Here is a 21,475-nt window from a genome sequence, read left to right as displayed (position 1 = left end):
GCTTTGCCTTTACAGGCAGCCTGAAAAACGGCACGTTCGTTATCAACCCCATACGGCAGCGGGGCAGCGGGGCAGCGGGCACTCTGCCACCGCAGCGTTTGGCCGGACGGATAAATTTCAGGCTGCTTCAATTTCTTGAAGCAGCCTGAAAACTTTGGCGGCCGGTTATCTGTTCGATGTCGGTGTCGGTGCCGAAGCGCTTTGGGCTTCGGTCGAGAACCATTTCTGATAGATCTTATCGTAGGTGCCGTCGGCCTTGATTTGCTCCAAACCGCGGTTGAGCTTGTTGAGCAGTTCGGTATTACCTTTTTTCACTGCCAAAGCATAATGTTCTTTAGGCAAGGTGTTGTCGCTTACTACACGCAGCTTTTGTTCTTTGTAGTTATTGGAGTAATAGTACAAAGGACCCAAGTCGGCGAATGCACCATCAGCTTCTTTAAGCATCACTTGGCGGACTGCCTCCCACACAGACGGGCTTTGAACCACAGTACCGTTGCCGGCCTGCAGTTTAGCCAAGGTAGACTCCCCCACTGTGCCGACTACTGTAGCAATCTTTCTGCCTTTTACGTCGTTCAATGAAGTAATCGGGCTGTTTTCAGGCACAATCAGACCCTGTGATGTTTCAAAGTGTGAGTTGGTAAAATCAACGATAGTTTTACGCTCGTCGGTAATTGAAATTGCGGCAACCGCGATGTCTGCACCATTACCTAAATCTTCCAGCATACCCACAAACGGGTGGGGAACGAAGTTTACTTGAAAGCCTTGTTTGTCACCGATGGCGGTAACAATATCGATACCGAAGCCGGATGGGCGGTTGTCGGCATCCGCCATCACAAAGGGCGCAAAGCCGCCGGCCTCGAAAAATACGTTTTGCACTGGGCGGGTATCCTGCACAAAATTTCCAGCTTCAGATGCGCTTTGCGCTTTGCTGCTGCCACCGCTGCCGGAGCCGCCGCAGGCCGCCAAAGAAAACATTACCACCAAGGACATAAAACGCCGTAATGAAATCATTATGGTTCTCTCTCTACTGTGTAATTAAAAAAACGGTTAGGGCAGCCTGAAACTATTTGCGCAGGCTGATGACGATGGCGGCGCTGCGGTTGCGCCAGGTAATCGGGATAACGAATGAACGGTCTTTGCGCGGCAGCAGGATTTCATCGGGCGCGCCGCGCAGGACGATGGGCACGGAAATCTCAAACTCTTCGCCAAATTCGCTGCGGGCATTACCGGCGATGGTGTTGGCCACTTCGCCCACCAGATCGACCATCAGGGCTTCACTGGTGTCTTTTTCGCCGATCAGCACCAGCAGGCGTTCGAGCAATTCCCGCGGCGCCGTGAAATAGACCACGCCTTGGTTTTTGCCGGAAATGGCAATCACGCCGGTAAAGTCTTTAGCCGAAGGAATTTTGTTTTCAATCAGATAAGGGGTGCCGACCACCAATTCTTCGCCGATAATCATTTGGGCGAAGTATTTTTGCACGCCGTCGATAAATACCTGTAACTTTTCTTCTTTCATTTTCTAACCTTACTTTTCGAATCGGGATGTTTCAGGCTGCCTGCACAAGCACCGCGTGCAGGCAGCCTGAAATTACTCTTCCAGCATTTCTTCTAGCGCATGGAACAAATCTTCGTCGGAAAACGGTTTGTAAAGAAAACCGCGCGCGCCAAGCTGCAGGGCTTTGATGCCGGTCGCCTTGTCCGACAGGGCGGATATCACCAGGATATTGGCGTCTTCATCCATGCTGGTAATCTGGTAGATGCATTCCAAGCCGTCCATTTTCGGCATGGTCAAGTCCATCGTAACCACATCGGGGCGGTGCTGGCGATACAGCGCGACGGCCTCTTCGCCGTTGGATGCCGATGCTACCACTTCGAAATCCATCGTGCTTGAGCCGCGTGAAATGCGATTGCGGATAACGTTGGAGTCATCAACAATCATAATGCGTTTTGCCATGGTTTAAATCCTTCTCTCAATTCTTTGGCAGGGTAAAGCTGAAGCGGGTATAACCCTGTGGGCGGCTGGTGACGTTTACCGTTCCTTTTAGTGAAACCACGCGGTCTTTGATAATGTCCAGGCCGACGCCCCTGCCGGCATCTTCGGTGCTCTTGTCGGTAGTGGAGAAACCGGGGCTGAACAACAGGGAAACCAGCTTCCGTTTGTCCAATTTGGCGACTTCGTCCAAAGTGTATTTGCCCAGATTCACCGCTTTTTGCGCGATGGCATCGTAATCGATGCCGTTGCCGTCGTCTTCAACAGTCAGCAGGAATTTGTCACCCTGCTCCTGCAGGCTCATGTGGACGTGGCCGACGGGCAGTTTGCCGCGCTTGTTGCGAACGTCCGGCGTTTCGATACCGTGCACCACCGCATTGCGCAGCAGTTGGATGGCGATTTCGCCGATTACGCCGTCCACCGTATCGCTGCCGGTGCTTTCCAAGCCGCTGTAGGTAAAGGCGGCTTCTTTGTGGTTGCGCTTGGCGATGTCGGCAACAAACATAGCGTAACGGCTGTTATTGCTGCGCGGAGCCGGAGCCGCTTCGTTGCCATTTAAGACGATAGGCGCATTGCTGCCGATTTTCGCCAGCAAATCTTCAATGGTGTGGTTCAGGCGGATCAATTCTTCCAACTGCACCGCCAAGCCGAGGAAGTTTTCACCCGACAGCTTGGGTGTCTGCTTCAGACGGTTCAGGTTGGCCTCGAAGTTTTCCGCCATATTGGTAAAGCCGCTTAATTTCAGCGCGGACGATTCGCCTTTCATGCTGTGCACTTCGCGGTAAATGGCGTCCACCTTACCATGCAGCGAGGCATTGTCTTCGCCTTGTGATTTGAGCACGGTATTGATGCTTTGGATGTGGCGGTTGGTATTGCTGATAAAGTCGTTCAGAGAATCGCGGTCGGCCTGCAAAATGGTGCTGAGCATTTCCAGCTGCACGTCGTTTTGCTCGCGCTCCTGCTCCATTTTCTGTTCCAAAAGCACGGCATCGGTTACGTCTTCCACGTTTACCAACACGCGGGCAATGTCCTTACCGTGATAAACGCGGCGGAAATTGAAGTCCAAAAAGCGCTCTTTCTCGTCGATATTCACTTTTTGGCGGATCAGGGGATTGAGCGAGGCGATCAGGCGCTCTTTGGTACGCGCATTATAGAGCTGGCCGATAAAGTCGTTGGCGGTATTCAGGTCGGAAGTATTGATGAAGCTGGCCAACACATCGAGCAAGTTTTTACCGCCCACGCCTTTCTGGCCGATAAGCGTTTCAAGCTGCTTGGAGTATTGCGAACCGATGGTCAGGTTTTTGTCCACCAGAAACAGACCGGTGGTTACCGTATCCATAATCTCGGTGGTTTCTTTTTTCGCTTCATCCGCCAATTTGTCGGCGGTGAGCAATTTACGGATGAAGTAGCTCAAGAACAGAGCAAGGTACAACACCGCACCCACAATACCAAAAATCTCTACGTTTTTTAATTGGGTGGCACGTTGTTCCAATTTGGCGCGTTTGTCTGCCAGCAAGAAATTAGTGATTTCGGCAAAGCGGGCGTTGTTGTTTTGCAAATTCAATAACGCAGTATCAACCAGCGAAGCATCGGCAGTGGGGTCTTCGGCTTTTTTGAGATATGCATCTACGATGAGTTTGGAATCTTTCCATTTTTTCGTCATCTCTGCCAGCAAGGCTTTTTTCTCACCTTTATCAGAGGCATCTACCAGATACTGCTTGCCGTCAATGGAAACATAATTGCCGCCTGCAGCCGTAGCTTGCAGCGAACGCGAAAAAACGTCCTGCGATTCTTTGGCGCGTTTTAATGCGCCTTGCACTAGGGGGCTTTTCGGGTCTTGATGGGTATTGAGCTTGAGCAGTTGGATGTTTTCCAGCAGTTCGCCATACGCGTTACCCATTTCGGCGGCAACGTAACTTTGAATGGAGTCTTCTTCAATCTCGCTGGAAATGTTGCTGGCATAAATCAACAACCCCGCCAGCAATACAACGAAGATACCAATGGAGATAATCATCCCCTGGTACCGTTTTAAACCGGTGTAATCGGTTTTGGGCGCGGCATTCTCACTCATGGATTTCCTTTCGTTCGATAGAAACGTGTTTTCAGACCGGCAAAATGGCAAGCAAACAAATCGATGCCCATCCAAAAATTACGCAAGCAAGCTTAACGCATTGCGGGCGGATTTATTTTGCGGATGGGTAATACGAATGACGGCATAGCATAGTGTAAATATGACGTCTGTTTACTTTCTTAAAATTTTGTAAATTATTACAAAAAATCTTGCGCAAAACAAGTTGCGCAATAGCTGCCTGCTGAAACATCTCAGAATTTAAATGGATAAATATTTACAAGCAAAATTCGTGCATATTTTTGCCAAGCACACCCTGATATGCCAGACTGTTTTTTTCTATCGGATTTTAATGTGATTTTCCCCGTGAGTCGGGCAGTTTGTGCGGATACGGGCACCATGTACTGCGGCGAATCGGCATCGACGGGATAATAAATATGCCCAATTGCAGCCTGAAAACAGAATTTTCCGCTTTCAGGCTGCCTAGGGCGTGTTGACATTTAACTTTTGCAGCGGATTTTTCGTCAGAAAATGGCAGATGTAAGGCAAAAATGCGAGCCTATGCCGCCCATAGGCGAGTATTTTTAACGCGGCAGATGCCGTTTTATGGCGAAAAAGCCGCCAAAATGTTGATTGTTAATACGCCCTATCACCATCGGCGCAATTCTTTGTTCACATCAAAGCGGTTCGGGGCTTTGGGATTTTTGCGCAGATAATCCCGCGCTTGCAGCAGCTGTTCGCGTATCCAGCGGGCAAGCGGGATGGGTGCGTCGTATTCATCGGCAAACACCGAATTGGGCGCGACAAACCGCCGCTTGCCGTCCGCGCTCACCAGAAACTCGGTATCCGCTGCGCGCTCGCCTGCGTGCTCGCCATTGGTATAAAAACTCTGCAAGCGGTAATACGGCTGGGCGGCGTTGGGGCGTTCGACGATGTGGTAACGCACGTTCAGCTCGTCCGCATCGGCGGGCGAAATCTTGTTGCAGAGCGCGAGCCGTTGCAGCACGGTCAGGCGGTTGAAATAGTCGGCGATGCGCTGCTCGTGCGGGGTGTAGCGGTAGGGGTTGGGGTAATACAGCCCGTCTCGTTTGATGTCGTCCGCCGCTGTTTTCAGGCTGCTGCCTGCGGTAACTTCGCCTTTTTGGTTGATGACTTCGCTCACGGCATCGGGCGCGGCGGGGGCGAGCGTCCAATGTTCGTCGTCCGTCCATTCTTTTTTCCAGCCGTCGCGATAGACGGTGGCATAGCCGTGTTCAAACGGGGTGGCGAAATCCCACTGCGCGGGGGTGGCGCGGCTGCCGTCGCGGCGCACAAAGCCGACGCGCCCTTTTTCCACATAGCGGCGCATGCCTTCCTGCCAGTAGTCGCAGCCGTTGTCATACTCGATGGGCGAATATAAATATTGCCCCGTGCGGCTGAATACATCGCCCACATCGGCAGCGATGGCATCGTCGCGGTTTTCGTTGAAATGTTCGGAAAAACAGATTTCTATGGTGTGTCCGCGGATGGGGCGTTTGTCTTCGGTGTAGTGGTGGGCGATGACTTTTACCGGCGCAATCACTATGCGCCCTGATGCGGTTTTCACGCCGATTTTGTCTTTTTGCGGGTAGAAATAAAGCGGCTCGGCTTGGGAGAGCGCGGCGGCGAATAGCAGAGCGATGGGGACGATGGTTTTGCTGGGCATGGGAGTTTCCTTTTTTCAGGCTGCTTTGGGGTTTCAGCAGGTGGATGGGGTGGCAAACCCGATATTTTTTACATTGCGCAGTTGCCGGGTTTCAACTCAATGTGCTCATTTGACGATTAAGGCAGCCTGAAAGCGCAAATCCGACTTTCAGGCTGCCTTACATCATCACAACCCCAACTCCCCCCACATCGCATCCACCTTCGCCGCCACATCGGCATCGCGCTCAATCACCCGTCCCCATTCGCGGTCGGTTTCGCCCGGCCATTTGTTGGTTGCGTCCAAACCCATTTTGCCGCCGAGTCCGCTGACGGGGCTGGCGAAGTCGAGATAGTCGATGGGCGTGTTTTCTACCAACACGGTGTCGCGCACGGGGTCCATGCGCGTGGTTACTGCCCAGATGACTTCTTTCCAGTCGCGCACGTTCACATCGTCATCAACCACGATGATGAATTTGGTGTACATAAACTGGCGCAGGAACGACCAGCAGCCCATCATCACGCGCTTGGCGTGTCCGGCGTACTGTTTTTTCATGCTGACCACCGCCATGCGGTAGGAGCAGCCTTCGGGCGGCAGGTAGAAATCGGTGATTTCGGGGAACTGCTTTTGCAAAAGCGGTACGAACACTTCGTTCAACGCCACGCCCAAAACGGCGGGTTCATCGGGCGGTTTGCCCGTGTAGGTGGAGTGGTAAATCGGGTTTTCACGCATGGTGATGCGCTCGACCGTGAACACGGGGAAATGGTCCTGCTCGTTGTAATAGCCCGTGTGGTCGCCGTATGGGCCTTCCAACGCGGTTTCGTTCGGATGGATGACGCCTTCCAACACAATTTCGGCACGGGCGGGCACTTGCAAATCGTTGCCGATACATTTCACCAGCTCCGTCCGCGAACCGCGCAGCAGTCCGGCAAACTGGTATTCGCTCAAGGTATCGGGAACGGGCGTTACCGCACCCAAAATGGTGGCGGGGTCGCAGCCGAGCACGACGGCGACGGGATACGGCGTATCGGGATTGAGTTTGCGGAATTCCTGATAATCCAGCGCGCCGCCGCGATGCGACAGCCAGCGCATAATCAGCTTGTTTTTGCCGATTAACTGTTGACGGTAAATGCCTAAGTTCTGACGTTTTTTGTGCGGGCCCCGCGTGACGGTCAAGCCCCATGTTACCAGCGGCGCAACGTCTTCCGGCCAGCAATGCTGAATCGGCAGGCGGGTCAAATCCACTTCGTCGCCTTCCCACACGATTTCTTGGCAGGGCGCGTTTTTGACGACTTTGGGCGCCATACTCCAAATGTCTTTGAGCAGCGGCAGTTTGGAGAACGCGTCTTTAATGCCTTTGGGCGGTTCGGGTTCTTTCAAATACGCCAGCGTCTGCCCGATTTCGCGCAGCTTGGCGACGCTGTCCGCGCCCATGCCCATCGCCACGCGCTCGGGCGTGCCGAACAGGTTGGCGAGCACGGGAAAATCATAGCGGCTGCCGTCGGGCTTGACGGCATGTTCAAACAACAACGCCGGCCCTTCGGCGCGCAGCACGCGGTCGGCGATTTCGGTCATTTCCAAATGCGGCGAAACGGGATGGGCGATCCTTTTCAGGCTGCCTTGCGCTTCAAGCATTTGGATAAATTCGCGCAGGTCGCGATATTTCATGGTGGTTTCCCCATGCGTGTAAGTGTTTTCAATCATGCTTTAAAAGGCAGCCTGAAAGCCGTTTTGATGCTTTCAGGCTGCCTTAAGCCGGTTAGAAACGGTAGTTTACCGCCAACCGGACATCGCGGCCGCTTTCAGGCAGGGCATTACCGCCGGAGATGGCTGCATCGCGTTCGCTGTGGCTGTAATACTGTTTGTTGCCGACGTTGTTTATCGAAAAATTGACGTTCAGGCTGTCGTCGGCCAAGGGCTGCCAGCTGGCGTACAGATCGTGGACGCCGTAGCCCGCGCGGTGTGGCGACAGGGTTTGGCGGGTGCGGTTGGTGGTGCAGCACCAGCCGCGTGCTTGGGCGAAACGGCCGCGCCAGCCGATTTCAAGCTGCGGGCGGGCGAATTTGTAGCTCAGGCCGGCGTGGTACTGGCGTCCCATCGGAAAAGCCAGCGCGGCGTTGTCGGCGATTTTGCCGTTCAGGCGCGGGGTGCTGTAGGACATGCCGGCGCGGGCGTGCAGCCCCTGCCAGCGGTAGGCGGCGGTGATTTCGTAGCCGGTGTTGGTGAATTTGCCGCTGTTGGTCAGCACGTAATTGACGGGGGCGATGTAGTCTTTGACGGTCTGCCGATACAGGCTGCCTGAAACGGCAAATCCGGCATGGCGGAATTTGAATCCGGCTTCGGCGGTGCGGGCGTGGACGGCTTTGATATCGTCGGCCAGGCGGGTGTTACCCAAGGCCAGCATAGCTTCCTGCAGGCGCGGACTGCGGCTGGCGGTGTTGTAGGACGCGTTGAGTGAGAAGTCGGGGCTGATATCCCATACCGCGCCGATGCTGGGATTGAAGCGGCCGACGGAGCGGGCGGCGCCTTTTTCCGGCGTGTAGCGGAAGCGGTCGTAGCGCAGGCCGGTGGTCAGGGTAACGGGGCTGAACTGCCAGATGCCTTCGAGATAAACGCCGCTGTCGGTTTTTTTCTGGCTGCTGCTGGCGGCGTTGTGCGCAGCGATGCTGCGCCAGTTGATACCGTATTTGAGCGTGAGCAGGCTGCCGATGTCGCTGGTCAGGCCGAAGTTGGCGCCGGTGGTGCGGATGGCGCCGTACATCGGCACTTTGCCGCTCATAATCGGCGGCACGCCGGGCGGTACGGGGGCGTTGGGGTTCAGCGGCTGTTTGTCGTCGGTGATACGGCTGCGGAAAATATTGGCTTCAATTTCGCGGACAAAGGGCAGGCGGCCGAAGTATTCGAGATTGGTGGTGTCCTGCGTGAAGTCGGTACGCATCGGCGGCTGGTTGGCAAACTCATTGCGCAGGGCGCGGTCGCCGTCCACTTCTTCGCGGCGGTGGCTGAGCACTACCCTGTTGGCTTCGTCGAAGTGGTAGCCGATTTTCGCCAGATAGCCTTTGCTGTCTGCTTCGGTGCCTTTGATTTTGTTGCCCTTACCGTCTTTATAGTCGCCCTGGCGGGTGAAATTAACGCCGGCAAGCAGATCGAGCGCGTCAAAGCGCGCATAGCCGGTGATGCCGGCGGTAAAACCGGTATTCGAATAAACGCCGCCATTGATGCGCGCGCCGACGTTCCGGCCGGGCTTGAGCAGGTCGGCGGCATCGAGCGTGGTGGCGCGGATGCGGCCGGAAGTGGCACCGATTCCGGCGCTGGCCGAGCCGGTGCCTTTGTCCACACCGATGATTTTTACCAGCGCCGGATCAAGCGCCATACGGCTTTGGTGGTGGAATACCGGTGTGTCGCCGGCATTGGCGTTGTCCACTACGATATCGATTTGGTCTTCGGCTACGCCGCGGATGCTGACCCATTGCGAAGTGCTGCCCTGCCCGCCGCCGAACTGGACGCCGGTTTCGTCGCGCAGCGTATCGCGCAGGCTGACGGCGGTGGAGCGGGCAATGGTTTTGCTGGTTACCGGCGCACGGGCGCTGCTCTTACCCTGCACGTTTACCGTTTCCAATTCGCTGTTATCGGCAAACGCCGGCAGCGCCAAAGTTAAAGCCAGCGGCAGCAGCGCCAGCCTGAAAATACGAATATGCTGTTTTTCCATCAAATTTCTTCCTTCGTTGGGTTCGGGCGGCGCAAGCTGCCGCGCAGCCGGCGCGATAATGCCGATTTCTGCCCATAAGTGCAAGGATTGGTAAAGCGGCCTTTACAAGCGTGCCAATGTTTTCAGGCTGCCTGCAGGGACAAGGCAGCCTGAAAAACACGCGGCGGGCGGAGCGGCGTTTAAAAAGCGTATTTCACACCGCCGTAGAAATAGGTGCCGACGTCGCTGCCGAGTTTTTTGTCGACTTTGCGGTTGAACACATTGTCGATGCCGCCGTAGAGGCGGATTTGTTTTTGCGCGCCCAGAAGGTAGGCGGCGTTGAGGTTGGTCAGGGTGTAGGACTTGGTGCGGTAAAACGCCTGCCCTTCCTGATACTGCTGGCGGCCGACGTGTTTGAGCTGCACGCCCGCGCTCAGGCGTTCGGCCTGCCAGTTGAGGCCGGCGGCAATCAGGCGGCGCGGGCTGAAATCGAGTTCGCGGCCGGTGGCTTGGTTGCGGGTGCGCAGCTCCGTCCAGTCGAAGCTGGCGCTAAGCTGCGGCGTGATGCGGTAGTTCAGGTTCGCTTCTATGCCGTGGCTGCGCGCCTTGCTGACGTTTTCAAAGGTGTAGTAGCTCAAACCGGCGGTGGCGGGGTTGGCGGAGGGGCGGCTGACTTGGGTGATGCGGTCTTTCATCCGGTTGTGGAACAGGTTGACGCCGTAGGACAGCCGGCCGGCCTTGCCCGACGCGCCCAGTTCGTAGCTCATCGACGATTCGGGCTTGAGCTCGTAGGCGGTTTTGCCGAAGCGGGCATCGATGGTGTCGGCGCCCAGCTGCATGCCGGCGGGGGTTTGCTTGTGGACGAACAGTTCGCGCACGTCGGGCACGCGGTAGCCCTGGGCGATGTTGGTGCGCAGGCTGAAGGCGTCGCTGAATTTTTTCACCGCGCCGACGCGGAAGGTGGCTTTGTTGTGGCTCTTAGCGTCGCGCGCTTGGTTGTTGGCGTCGGTGTAGGCGTCTTTTTTGTAGCGGTCGTAGCGGCCGCCGACGGTAAACGCCCAACTGTCGCCGAGGGTGAAATCGTCCTGCAGGTAAACGGCGGCGGTGGCTGCTTTGCGGGTGTTGAACTCGTTGCCCGGCGCCAGCACGGTGGCTTCGCGGATTTCGCGGCGGTATTCGAGACCGCCGGTGAGCAGGTGGGCGGGGGCGATCTGCCAGTTGCTGCTTAATTCGTAGCCGGTAAAGGATTGCTCGAGTGTGCGCAGGCTGGCGCAGCGGCCAAGCCGGGCGTAGAGCAGGCAGAGCAGCAGGTTTTGGCAGCCGAAGCCTTTGCTGTGTTTGTCGGCCTGGTGTGTGCGGACATGGCGGGCGAAGCGTCCGTTCATAACGGGCTTGATGATTTGCTGAAAGCGGCTTATGCTGTACATGGTTGCAGTTCCGATGTTTTTGAGTTGACGCTCTGGGGTTTACCCGTAAAAACGTTGGACTGCAACCTTTTTGTTTGGGTGGCGGGATTTTATTCCGGACAGTAGTGCGTCTGCGCGGGAATGACGGCGTTCAGATGAAATTCGGCTTTTTTGAGATTCGAGGTTAGCAAAAATTTCAGGCTGCCTTCCCCATCTGGGGAACAGGCAACCTGAAAGCCGTCCAAGCCTTATTTCGCGCCGTAGTTCGGCTGCAGCAGGGCGCAGACCGGGCGCTCGCGGCCGCGGCGGCGGCGCTGTTCGCGTCCGGCGATGCGGCCGCAGGAAGCGGCGGGGTCGGAGTTTTGGGCGCCGGCGTTGGCGGGAACGGCGTCGCGGCGGCGATCGCCGGGGCGGGTGGCGGGGCGCTCGCGGCTGTCGCGGTTTTCAGGCTGCCTGTCGGCGGCCTGCTGCGCCTGTTCCCAGCGCGGCTCGAAGCCTTCGATGCGCGACACGGGCAGCTCGTTGCCGGTCAGCTCTTTGATGGCTTCGTACATTTTCTGCTCGTTTTCGTCCATCATCGAGATGGCGACGCCGTCGGCGCCGGCGCGGCCGGTGCGGCCGATGCGGTGGACGTAGTCTTCGGGCTGGGCGGGCAGCTCGTAGTTGATCACAAAGGGCAGCTCGGCAATGTCGAGCCCGCGGGCGGCGACGTCGGTGGCCACCAGCACGCGCAGGCTGCCTTCTTTGAACTGGGCAAGGGTTTCCAGGCGGGTCTGCTGCGATTTGTCGCCGTGCAGGGCTTGGGCGGACAGGCCGCGGCGCACCAGATCGCGGCTGACCTGATCGACGCTCTGCTTGGTTTTGCAGAACACAATCACCTGCGGCATATTCAAATCGACAATCAGCCGCTCGAGCAGGTCGCGTTTGCGCACGGTATCGACGGCCAAAACGTGCTGTTCGACATTGGCGCTGGTGGTGTTCTGCGCGGCCACTTCGACGGTTTCCGGCGCGTGCATAAAATCCTGCGCCAGCTTGCGGATGGCGGGGGCGAAGGTGGCGGAAAACAGCAGGGTTTGGCGCTCGCGCGGCAGCATCTGCATGATGGTGCGGATGTCGTCGATAAAGCCCATGTCGAGCATGCGGTCGGCTTCGTCGAGCACCAGGATTTCCACTTTGTTGAGACTGATGTTTTTCTGTTTGACGTGATCGAGCAGGCGGCCGACGGTAGCGACGACGATTTCGCAGCCGGCGCGCAGGTCGGCGGTTTGTTTGTCCATGCCGATGCCGCCAAAGAGCACGGTGTGGCGCAGCGGCAGGTTTTTGATATAGCTCTGGGTATTGACGTCGATCTGGTCGGCCAGCTCGCGGGTGGGCGTGAGCACCAGCATGCGCACGGGGTGCATGGCCGGCGAAGTGCTGGCGTTGGCGTAGCGTTTAAGCCGCTCTAAGCTCGGCAGCATAAAGGCGGCGGTTTTGCCGGTGCCGGTTTGCGCGGCGGCCAGAAGGTCGTGGCCGGCCAGCGCTTTGGGAATGGCAGCAGCCTGAATCGGGGTGGGGGTTTCATAGCCCTGGTCGCTGAGCGCGGCAACGATTTCGCTGCCCAGGCCGAGTGAAGAGAAGGGGTTCATGGCGGGGAATCTTTCTGCAACAAGAGCGCGCGGCGGCGGCTTTCAGGCTGCCTGCGGCGCGGCGGAAAACGAATGGGGAAAAGGGCGCCGCCGCGCCGGTTTCGTCTTTTTCAGGCTGCCTGAAAAAACGGCGCCCGCGGCATTGAAAAAGCGCGGTGTTTGGTTATACTGCCGCCCGTTTGCGGCTGGCCGCATTCTAACAGAATCCACCCGACGATGACCGACAAAACGCCCCCTTTCCACGGCAGCTACCTGCCGCAACAGGTGCAGTTTCTGCTCAAGCCGATCAGTGTAGAAACCGTGGCCGACACCGTGCACAAAGAAGCACTGATCCAAAGCGGCCGCCGCCATTACAGCGAAATGCTCAGCCCCGAAGCGCCGCCTTCGCCGCAGTATCTCGCGCTGTTTCAGGCTGCCTTGGCGCGCAACGGCCGGCGTATGGCCGCCGACTGCCTGCAGCTGGCCGCGCTGGTTGCCGCGCGCCGCGATGTGCCGGTGCTGGTGTCGCTCGCCCGCGCCGGCACCCCTGTCGGCGTGATGCTGCAGCACATACTCAGCCGCCACTACCGCCGCGCCGTGCCGCATTATTCGCTGTCCATCATCCGCGACCGCGGCATCGACGCCAACGCCCTGCGCCATATTCTCGCGCAGGGGCACGATAGCCGCAGCCTGGTGTTTATCGACGGCTGGACGGGCAAAGGCGTGATCAGCCGCGAGCTGCACCGTTTTGTCGCTGAGTTTAACCGCCGCCACGGCACCGCCATCGACAGCAGCCTGTACGTACTCTCCGATTTGGCCGGCACCGCCGGCACCGCTGCCGCCTGCGACGACTACCTGATTCCGTCGGCGCTACTCAACGCCTGCGTCAGCGGGCTGGTCAGCCGCTCGGTGCTCAACGAAGCCATCGGCGAAAAGGACTTCCACGGCTGCGTTTATTACCGCGAGTTCGAGCCCTTCGATTTGTCGCAGTCCTTTATCCGCGAACTCACCGCCCACAGCGACCCGATGCAGGAAAACGGCCTGCCCGCCGCCCGCCCCGCCGATACCGCCGCTGCGGCGCAAACCAGCCGCCGCTATCTGACCGAAGCCAAAGCACGCTACGGCATTGCCGACGAAAACCTGATCAAACCCGGCATCGGCGAAGCCACCCGCGTGCTGCTGCGCCGCCGCCCCGGCCTGCTGATTGTGCGCGATGCCGCCTGCGCCGACACCACCCACCTGCTGCAGCTGGCGGCGGAAAAAAACGTACCCGTTGAAGAACAGCCCGATTTGCCCTACCGCGCCGTTTCCCTAATCCGCCAGCTGTGAGTTTCAGGCTGCCTGCCACTTTAAAAGCAGCCTGAAAACATATCGCCGCCCGAATTGGCGGTTTTCAGGCTGCCGGTTATCAGACCAAACAGCGGTCGCCTGCTTGCCTGTTTCAACGCTGCGGCACGCACCCGTTAAGCCCGCATTTTCAGGCTGCCCTATCGCCCCCAAAGCAGCCTGAAAAGCAAAACCGCCCTGTCCCGCCTTTCAGGCTGCCTGCCACCCGCCACGACATCCGCCCCGCCGCAAAGGAGTACCATGCACCATCCCCACCGACTCGGCGCCTGCCTGTACGTTCCCGCCACCCATCCGCAGCTGGGCGAAATCACCGCCGGCCGCCGTCTTGCCGATGTCCGCAGCCTGATTTACTGCACCGAAGACGCCGTGGCCGAACACGAGCTGCCCGCCGCGCTGGCCGCGCTGCGCCACGCCCTGCCGCAGATTGCCGCCGGCGATACGCGCAACCATTTCGTACGCGTGCGCAATCCCGCCGTGCTGACGCAGGTGCTGGCGGTTGACGGCGTGGAAAACCTGCTCGGTTTCGTGCTGCCCAAAACCACCACCGACACCCTACCCAGCTACGCCGCCGCTCTGGCCGGCCGCCACCTGCTGATGCCGACACTGGAAACCGCCGAAGTTTTTGAAGAACACCAAATGCTGCACCTGCGCCAAATGCTGCTGCAGGACGAATGGCGCAGCCGCATTCTCTGCCTGCGCATCGGCGGCAACGACCTTTTGAACTGCCTGCACCTGCGCCGCCCGGCCGACGCCACCCTGTACCAAACCCCCATCGGCAGCCTGATCGCCCGCCTGGTCGGGCTGTTCCGCCCGCACGGATTTCATCTGTCGGCACCGGTATTCGAGTGGCTCGACAAGCCCGAACTTCTGGCGCAGGAAGTGCGCGAAGACCTACGGCACGGCCTAACCGGCAAAACCGCCATCCACCCCGCCCAAACCGCACTAATCGAAGCGCACTACCGCGTGCCCGCCGCCGATATCGCGCTGGCGCGGCAGATTCTGGAAAGCAAACAGGCCGTCTTCGCCGCCAACGGCGCCATGCAGGAACCCGCCACCCACCGCAACTGGGCGCGCAATATTCTCGCTGCCGCCGAAGTGTTTGGCAGCAGCGACTAGACCGCACCGCCGTTAGCGCTGCAAAAAAGCAGCCTGAAAACCGGATTGGCGGTTTTCAGGCTGAGACCTTTGCAAAATCCCCCCCAAAATCCCCTAAATTACCACCAAGACATTTAGGGGATTTTGGGGAATTTTGCAAAGGTCTCGGTGTACGTTCCAACAATTTCTGCAGGTCGTCTGAAACGGTGGCGAGTTCGCCTTTGGCAATGGCGGTGTAGGTGGAAACCCACGCTCCAATCTGCCAATCGGACGTGTCAGGGTACGCGGTTTTGCGGCTGGCAAAGGCTTCTTCTAGGGTTTCGTTGTGGTAGCGGTATGGCGCGTTCCGGTGATGGTGAGGCTCATGGTGGGTTTTCTTTGTGTTATGGTTCGGACAACCTGAAAAAGGTTCTTTGTTTCAGGTGAAGGCTGTTTTTTGTAATTAAATTCAAGCTGGTACAGCGTTGCCGATGCCCTTTAAGCAATGATATTCCCATCAGCTCAAAAAGCAGCCTGCACCCGGTTGCGGCCGGGTTAGGCGCTTATCGCGACGGCTTGAGTCCACCGGTGAAGAGGAAGGCGGGAACCAATATCGGGCTTAACAGCAACATGCCGATTGAGCTGCCATCCAGCGGTTTGACCGAACGCTGCGTGCGGCCATTTTCATAAATCCACAATCTGATGGGTTCGGCACGCCGGTATTGCGCCAGCAGCGCTTCGCGGTTTTCCAGCTTCACCTGCTGCCAGTCGGTGTCCGCATCGATCCATGCGCGGATGGATTTGCCATCGTCCGTTTTAGACACATAAAACTTTTGACCAAGCTCGGTAGTAATCCTTCGGGTTCTCAGTTGCGTCTCGAATGCTTCCAGGTTTTTCTCACGGCTCTCGCTGTACGGGTAATAGGCATCCAGTTGGACACGTTTGCCGGAGATGTTCCGCATAATGAGCCGGTAGCGGACGGCATCATTGAAAATGCCCGCCTGCTGCGCCGCTTGGAAAACAGGTGGCAGGGTGATGCGGTATTCGTTTTTGTCGGTGATGATGTACATCTGCGGTTTGGTGCTGTTGCCCGTGCCCGCCTTCTCACCGTAAAAACCCAGTATGTTTTCTTGGCGGAACAGGGTTGGCGTGTAGGTGTCTACTGTCGTGCACGCGCCCAACAGCAGGGCGGCAATGATGGGGAGAAGGTATTGTTTCATGGTATATCCTTTAAGGGTGGTTGATGAAGGGTTTTGGTGTGCAGGCTGCTTTTTGGGTTTCAGGTGGCTTACTGCCAATTTTACTTTCCTAACAACCCATTTTTCTCTAAATAATCCCGAGCTACGTTTTCCGCGCTTTCACCTTGCACTTTCACACGGTAGTTCATCTCGCTCATTTCTTCTTCGCTGATTTTTCCCGCCAGTCGGTTAAGTGCGGTCACAATTTGCGGATTTTTCTCGGCAAATTCGGCTTTTATCAGCGGTGCGCCCTGATAGGCGGGGAACAGGGCAATATCGTCTTTTAGCAGGCGCAGCTGGTATTGCTTCAATTCGGCATCGGTAGAAAAGGCTTCAACCAAGTCGATTTTGTCGTTCAGCAGCGCCGTATAGCGCAGGGCGGGCTCTAGGCTAACAGCATGAGACCTTTGTAAAATCCCCCCAAAATCCCCTAAATTCCCACCAAGACATTTAGGGGATTTCTCATGAGCACCTTCTTCCGGCAAACCGCACAAGCCATGATCGCCAAACACATCGACCGCTTCCCACTATTGAAGTTGGATCAAGTGATTGATTGGCAACCGATCGAACAGTACCTGAACCGTCAAAGAACCCGTTACCTTCGAGACCACCGCGGCCGTCCCGCCTATCCCCTGCTATCCATGTTCAAAGCCGTCCTGCTCGGACAATGGCACAGCCTCTCCGATCCCGAACTCGAACACAGCCTCATCACCCGCATCGATTTCAACCTGTTTTGCCGTTTCGACGAACTGAGCATTCCCGATTACAGCACCTTATGCCGCTACCGCAACCGGCGGCGCAAGACAACACCCTGTCCGAATTGCCGGAACTGATTAACCGCCAACTGACCGAAAAAAACCTAAAAATAGAGAAAGCATCCGCCGCCGTCATTGACGCCACCATTATTCAGACCGCCGGCAGCAAACAGCGTCAGGCCATAGAAGTTGATGAGGAGGGACAAGTCAGCGGCCAAACCACACCGAGCAAAGACAGCGATGCCCGCTGGACAAAGAAAAACGGTTTATACAGACTCGGTTACAAACAACATACCCGCACCGATGAGGAAGGCTATATCGGGAAACTGCACATCACTCCCGCCAATACCCATGAGTGCAACCACCTGTCGCCTTTGCTGGAAGGCATTGCCGAAGGTACGACCGTCTATGCCGACAAAGGCTACGACAGTAAGGAAAACCGGCAACATCTGAAAGAGCATCGGTTACAGGACGGCATTATGCGCAAAGCCCACCGCAACCGTCCGCTGACGGAAGCGCAAACCAAACGTAACCGGTATTTGTCGAAAACCCGTTATGTGGTCGAACAGAGCTTCGGTACGCTGCACCGTAAATTCCGCTACGCCCGGGCAGCCTATTTCGGTCTGCTTAAAGTGAGTGCGCAAAGCCATCTGAAGGCGATGTGTTTGAACCTGTTGAAAGCGGCTAACAGGCTAAGTGTGCCTGCTACCGCCTAAAAGGCGGTCCGGATGCCTGATAATCAGGTATCCAAGGGGGATTAAGGGGGGTATTTGAGTAGAATCAGTGGATATTTGAAACAAAAACAGCCGAAAATCTTTAATTAGATTTTGGCTGTCGGGGAAAAAGGAATTTTGCAAAGGTCTCGGCCTGTCCGATTTTAAAACTTCACGTTCACGCCGCCGGTAAAGCTGCGGCCCATTTGCGGCGTATCAGAGAGGAAGCTGCTATGGGCGTAAACGGATTGGTTGAGCAGATTGTCGGCTTTGACATACCAATTCCACTCGCCATAGCGCGTATTGCGGCGGTAGTTTGCGCCGAGGTTGAGCATATGGTGTCCGGGCGTGCGTGTTTCGTAGCGGGCGAGTTTGTTTTGGGCGAACACGCGGTAGTAGTCCAAATTGGCATCGATACGGTCGGTCAGCGAGGCTTTCAGGTGGAAGCCGAGGCGCGCAGCCGGAACGCGAGGCGCGTTTTGGTCGTCCTGTGCGATGAAAGGACGGTTACCGTAAGCATCTTCCCTGCCGGGTAGGGAAGGCAGGTTTTTCAGACGGCCTCGTACATAGTCGCCGGAAACGCCGATGCGGTAGCGCGGTGTCGGTTTGAAGTAGATTTCGCCTTCCGCGCCGTAGAAGTCGGCGCCGGATTGGTTGTAGCGCACGAGCTTCATTTCGCTGTCGTCTTCGATGGATTTGGGGCCACGTCCGTCGTTTAAGGTTTGGGCGTAAATGTAGTTGCCGAAACGGTTGCGGTAGAGTGCCAGATTGTATTGCCAGCGGTCACCTTCGTAGCCCAGCGCGAGTTCGATATTGTTGGAACGCTCTTTGTTGAGGTGTTTGTTGCCGACTTCAAAGGTGTTGGTGGCAACGTGTTTGCCGTGTGCGTACAGTTCTTGCGTTGACGGCAGGCGTTCCTGATGGGAGGCGGTCAGGCTGAGTTTGTGGTGTGGCGTGAAATACCAGTTGCCCGAAAATGCGAACGAGCGGGCGGTTTGGCGGTGCGCACCGAGGTCGGGCAGGGGTTGGTTGTAGTAGTTTTCCCGATCAATCAATGCTTTGTCGTACCGGATAGAGGCTTTTTGTTTTTCCACGCGTACGCCGCCTTCAAGCGTGAAGTTGTCCCAGTTTGCCTGTTCTACACCGAAAAAGCTGTAATGGCGCACATTGTTGTCAATCAACATCGGTTGTTGGACGGTTTCGGGAATGGCGGAAAGCGCGCTGGATTTTTGTCCCAAATATTGCACGCCCCAGCTGCCTTTCAGACGGCCTATGGGCAGGTGGCGCAATTCGATGCGGGCGTTTTGCGTTTTGTTTTTGAAGAAGTTTTCCACTGAATCGCCCGCTTTTTCGTCGTGGCGGTAGTCGTTGCGGTTCAGATGCACGCGCAGGGCTTCGAAACCGGGGAGCGGCTGCTTCCATTCGGCGCGGATTTCGTAGCGTTTGTTGCGCAGGTCTATCCACGGTCTGCCGTTGTGGACATGGGTGTGTGCATTATCATCGTCGTGGAAACCGCAGCTCAAACCCGGATTGTCGTAATCGACGTCTTCTTCGGTCAAGAGGTGCGGATAAAGCTGCAAATAGCGTTTGTTAATCAAACTTTTCTGCCAGATGATGTCGGCGTGGCAGTCGTCGTAGAGATGGCTGTGGGCAGGCAGGCCGTAGCGGTCGCGACGGTCGCTGTACGCCACGCCGAGGAAACCTTTATCCCCAACCCAAGACAGGCCGATGCTGCCTGTTTTTGAATCGGCATGGCTGTCGGGCAGTCGTTTCAGACGGCCTTCTTCTTTTTGATAGCGCGGTACGGCGTAATCGCCTGATTTGCGGTACAAGCCTTCAGTATGCAGCACGAAGTTGTTGCCCAAGCCGATATTGATGCCTGCGGATGTCAGTTTTTCCAAATTGCCGCTGCTCAAACGTAATCCGGCTTCGCCCGATACGCCGTTTTCAGGCATTTTTTCGGGGATTTTTCCATCGGCAACATCGACCAAACCGGCTACATTGCCCGAGCTGTACAAGAGTGTAACCGGACCGCGCAGGATTTCGACTTGTTGCGACAAGGCGCTGTCCACCATCAAGGCATGGTCGGGCGAGAAGTCCGCCATGTCGCCCGTTTCGCCGTGATGGTTCAATACTTTAATCCGTCTGCCTGTTTGACCGCGAATAACGGGAGCGGATGCGCCGCCGCCGTATTGCGAGGCATGAATGCCCGGTACGCCGTCTAAAGCATCACCCAAGTTGACGGCTTTTTGGCGCAAGGTATCGCCGGAGATGATTTTGTCGGAGGCGGTCGAAGTGTGCAACAGACCCGAAGTGGCGCGCGGACGGCTTTTACCGACGACGGTAACCTCTTCCAAGTCAACCGACTGCTCGGTTTCATGCGCTTGGGAGAGGATGGGGGTGCTGATTAAAAGAATAGATAAAACAATGGGTTTGAGTGTGGTTTGTGTCATTTTAGTTTCTCATCATATTTCGAAAGACTGTTATTATGTTATTATATAGCATTTTATTGTTTATATGATAAGATTTTTGAGAAAAAAAGGCCGAGACCTTTGCAAAATTCCTTTTTCTCCGACAGCCGAAATCTAAATAAAGATTTTCGGCTGTTTTTGTTTCAAATATCCACTGATTCTACCCAAATACCCCCCCTTAATCCCCCTTGGATGCCTGATAATCAGGTATCCAAGGGGGATTAAGGGGGGGTATTTGGGTAGAATTAGGAGTGATTGGGGGCAGAAACAGCCGAAAACCTGTGTTTGGGTTTCTGCTGTCAGCGAAAAGGTGAAGAGAGGTATTTTGCAAAGGTCTCAGGCTGCTTTTAACTGTTTACAGAACGCGGTTTGGGTTGCCAAAACCAACATAAGCAAGGTGTTATGCCGTATTGCCGGGTTCCGACCCAGCCTACAACCAAAGGCTGCCTTTGGTTCAGGCGGCGGATAAAGAACCGGACTGCCGGAGCAACCTCCGGCAGTCCGTTAACGGGTTTATTCGCTTTCAGCGGGCGGCTGTTTTTTGCTGCGGCTGCGTTTGGGTTTGGCCGGTTTGTCTTCGTCGGCGTCGTTTTCAGGCTGCTTGGTTTCGACTTGAACCAGAGTTTCAGCAGTTTCAGGCTGCTTTTCTGCCGCTTGGGCGCTTTCCGTTTGGGCGGTGCTTTCAGGCTGCTTGTCCGCGGCGGCGGGCAGCTGGGGCTGTTGGTCTTTCGCGGCGGCGGAGGTTTCGCTTTCAGGCTGCGTGGCGGCGGGGGCGGTGAGCGGCAGGCGGGCAAGGATGGTTTCGCTGGCGCGCACTTTGTCGCCGATGGCGACGTTGGCCACGGCATCAACCGGCAGATAGACATCGACGCGCGAGCCGAAGCGGATAAAGCCGTAGCGCTCGCCGCGCACCATGCTTTCGCCGGCGTTCACATAGCAGAGCACGCGGCGGGCGACGAGTCCGGCCACCTGCACGAAGGTGATGTCGCGGCCGCTGCGGGTGGTGAGCAGCACGGCGTTGCGCTCGTTTTCGGTGCTGGCTTTATCGAGCGCGGCGTTCAGGAATTTGCCGGCATTGTATTCGACGCGGCTGATGATGCCGTCCACCGGCGCGCGCTGGGAGTGGACGTTAAACACGTTCATAAACACGCTGATTTTCAGCGCTTCGGTTTGGCGGTAGGGGTCGGTGGCTTTTTCTACCACCACGATGCGGCCGTCGGCGGGGCAGAGCACGGCATCGGCATCGGCGGGAATGTCGCGCGCGGGGTCGCGGAAAAACTGGACGGAAAACAGGGTGAACAGCCAAAACGGCAGCGACCACCAGCCGCAGCAGCAGCTGAAGATGATGCTCAGCGCCAGGCCGGCGGCGATAAACGGCCAGCCTTCGGTGGCGATAATGGGGTGCGGGTAAAAGCGGTTCATCGGTTTTCCTTTCGGGAATAAAAATCGTGCGCGGAT

The 21,475-nt window shown here is 56.7% G+C and carries 14 protein-coding genes and 2 pseudogenes; 3 read left to right on the top strand and 13 right to left on the bottom strand.

The window, feature by feature from the left end; translation table 11 throughout:
• Positions 1-165 precede the first annotated feature (165 nt).
• The 9 genes from OP500_RS00740 to OP500_RS00700 form a co-directional block, all read right to left on the bottom strand.
• On the bottom strand, positions 166-990 hold the full coding sequence (locus OP500_RS00740) for a substrate-binding periplasmic protein (RefSeq protein ID WP_274069897.1): 825 nt from the start codon (positions 988-990) through the stop codon (positions 166-168).
• Positions 991-1,063: 73 nt separating this feature from the next.
• On the bottom strand, positions 1,064-1,516 hold the full coding sequence (locus tag OP500_RS00735) for a chemotaxis protein CheX (RefSeq protein WP_274069896.1): 453 nt from the start codon (positions 1,514-1,516) through the stop codon (positions 1,064-1,066).
• A gap of 72 nt (positions 1,517-1,588) precedes the next feature.
• Positions 1,589-1,954 (bottom strand): response regulator, encoded by a 366-nt coding sequence (locus OP500_RS00730; RefSeq protein WP_238745570.1) that lies wholly within the window; start codon positions 1,952-1,954, stop codon positions 1,589-1,591.
• A 16-nt stretch (positions 1,955-1,970) separates the two neighbouring features.
• Positions 1,971-4,061, bottom strand: coding sequence for an ATP-binding protein (locus OP500_RS00725; RefSeq protein WP_274069895.1), 2,091 nt, complete (start codon positions 4,059-4,061; stop codon positions 1,971-1,973).
• A 646-nt stretch (positions 4,062-4,707) separates the two neighbouring features.
• Positions 4,708-5,742, bottom strand: a complete 1,035-nt coding sequence (locus tag OP500_RS00720; RefSeq protein ID WP_274069894.1) for a hypothetical protein — start codon at positions 5,740-5,742, stop codon at positions 4,708-4,710.
• Positions 5,743-5,907: 165 nt separating this feature from the next.
• Positions 5,908-7,386 carry a 4-hydroxy-3-polyprenylbenzoate decarboxylase gene (ubiD, locus tag OP500_RS00715; RefSeq protein ID WP_274070051.1) on the bottom strand — a complete coding sequence of 493 codons (1,479 nt, stop codon included), beginning with the start codon at positions 7,384-7,386 and terminating at the stop codon, positions 5,908-5,910.
• Positions 7,387-7,477: 91 nt separating this feature from the next.
• A complete protein-coding gene (locus tag OP500_RS00710; protein ID WP_274069893.1) occupies positions 7,478-9,427 on the bottom strand; it encodes a TonB-dependent receptor domain-containing protein in 1,950 nt (649 codons plus the stop codon).
• 179 nt (positions 9,428-9,606) lie between these two features.
• A complete protein-coding gene (locus OP500_RS00705) occupies positions 9,607-10,833 on the bottom strand; it encodes a TonB-dependent receptor domain-containing protein (protein ID WP_274069892.1) in 1,227 nt (408 codons plus the stop codon).
• A 227-nt stretch (positions 10,834-11,060) separates the two neighbouring features.
• A complete protein-coding gene (locus tag OP500_RS00700) occupies positions 11,061-12,440 on the bottom strand; it encodes a DEAD/DEAH box helicase (RefSeq protein ID WP_238748030.1) in 1,380 nt (459 codons plus the stop codon).
• Positions 12,441-12,656: 216 nt separating this feature from the next.
• Here OP500_RS00700 and OP500_RS00695 point away from each other — a divergent pair, with 216 nt between their 5' ends.
• The gene (locus OP500_RS00695) at positions 12,657-13,748 is read left to right on the top strand and encodes a cysteine protease StiP family protein (protein WP_238748029.1); all 1,092 of its coding nucleotides are present in this window, start codon (positions 12,657-12,659) and stop codon (positions 13,746-13,748) included.
• A 258-nt stretch (positions 13,749-14,006) separates the two neighbouring features.
• Positions 14,007-14,882, top strand: a complete 876-nt coding sequence (locus tag OP500_RS00690) for an HpcH/HpaI aldolase/citrate lyase family protein (RefSeq protein ID WP_274069891.1) — start codon at positions 14,007-14,009, stop codon at positions 14,880-14,882.
• A gap of 521 nt (positions 14,883-15,403) precedes the next feature.
• On the opposite strand, the gene OP500_RS00685 is transcribed toward OP500_RS00690, so the two are convergent.
• On the bottom strand, positions 15,404-16,060 hold the full coding sequence (locus tag OP500_RS00685) for a hypothetical protein (protein ID WP_274069890.1): 657 nt from the start codon (positions 16,058-16,060) through the stop codon (positions 15,404-15,406).
• Between the two features lie 80 nt (positions 16,061-16,140).
• Positions 16,141-16,479: pseudogene (locus OP500_RS00680) on the bottom strand (glycine betaine ABC transporter substrate-binding protein); the annotation flags it as partial.
• A 63-nt stretch (positions 16,480-16,542) separates the two neighbouring features.
• Here OP500_RS00680 and OP500_RS00675 point away from each other — a divergent pair.
• Positions 16,543-17,549: pseudogene (locus OP500_RS00675) on the top strand (IS5 family transposase).
• A 161-nt stretch (positions 17,550-17,710) separates the two neighbouring features.
• Here OP500_RS00675 and znuD read toward each other — a convergent pair.
• Together znuD and OP500_RS00665 are read right to left on the bottom strand one after the other, a co-directional pair.
• Positions 17,711-19,999, bottom strand: coding sequence for a TonB-dependent zinc receptor ZnuD (znuD, locus tag OP500_RS00670; protein ID WP_238748279.1), 2,289 nt, complete (start codon positions 19,997-19,999; stop codon positions 17,711-17,713).
• A gap of 531 nt (positions 20,000-20,530) precedes the next feature.
• Positions 20,531-21,439, bottom strand: a complete 909-nt coding sequence (locus OP500_RS00665; protein WP_238748280.1) for a phosphatidylserine decarboxylase — start codon at positions 21,437-21,439, stop codon at positions 20,531-20,533.
• Between the last annotated feature and the right edge of the window lie 36 nt (positions 21,440-21,475).

The organism is Kingella sp. SNUBH-2017, from assembly GCF_028680565.1.
In the GTDB taxonomy this organism is placed as follows: Bacteria; Pseudomonadota; Gammaproteobacteria; order Burkholderiales; family Neisseriaceae; genus Kingella_D; species Kingella_D pumchi.
This window is presented reverse-complemented; position numbering and strand designations above follow the sequence as displayed.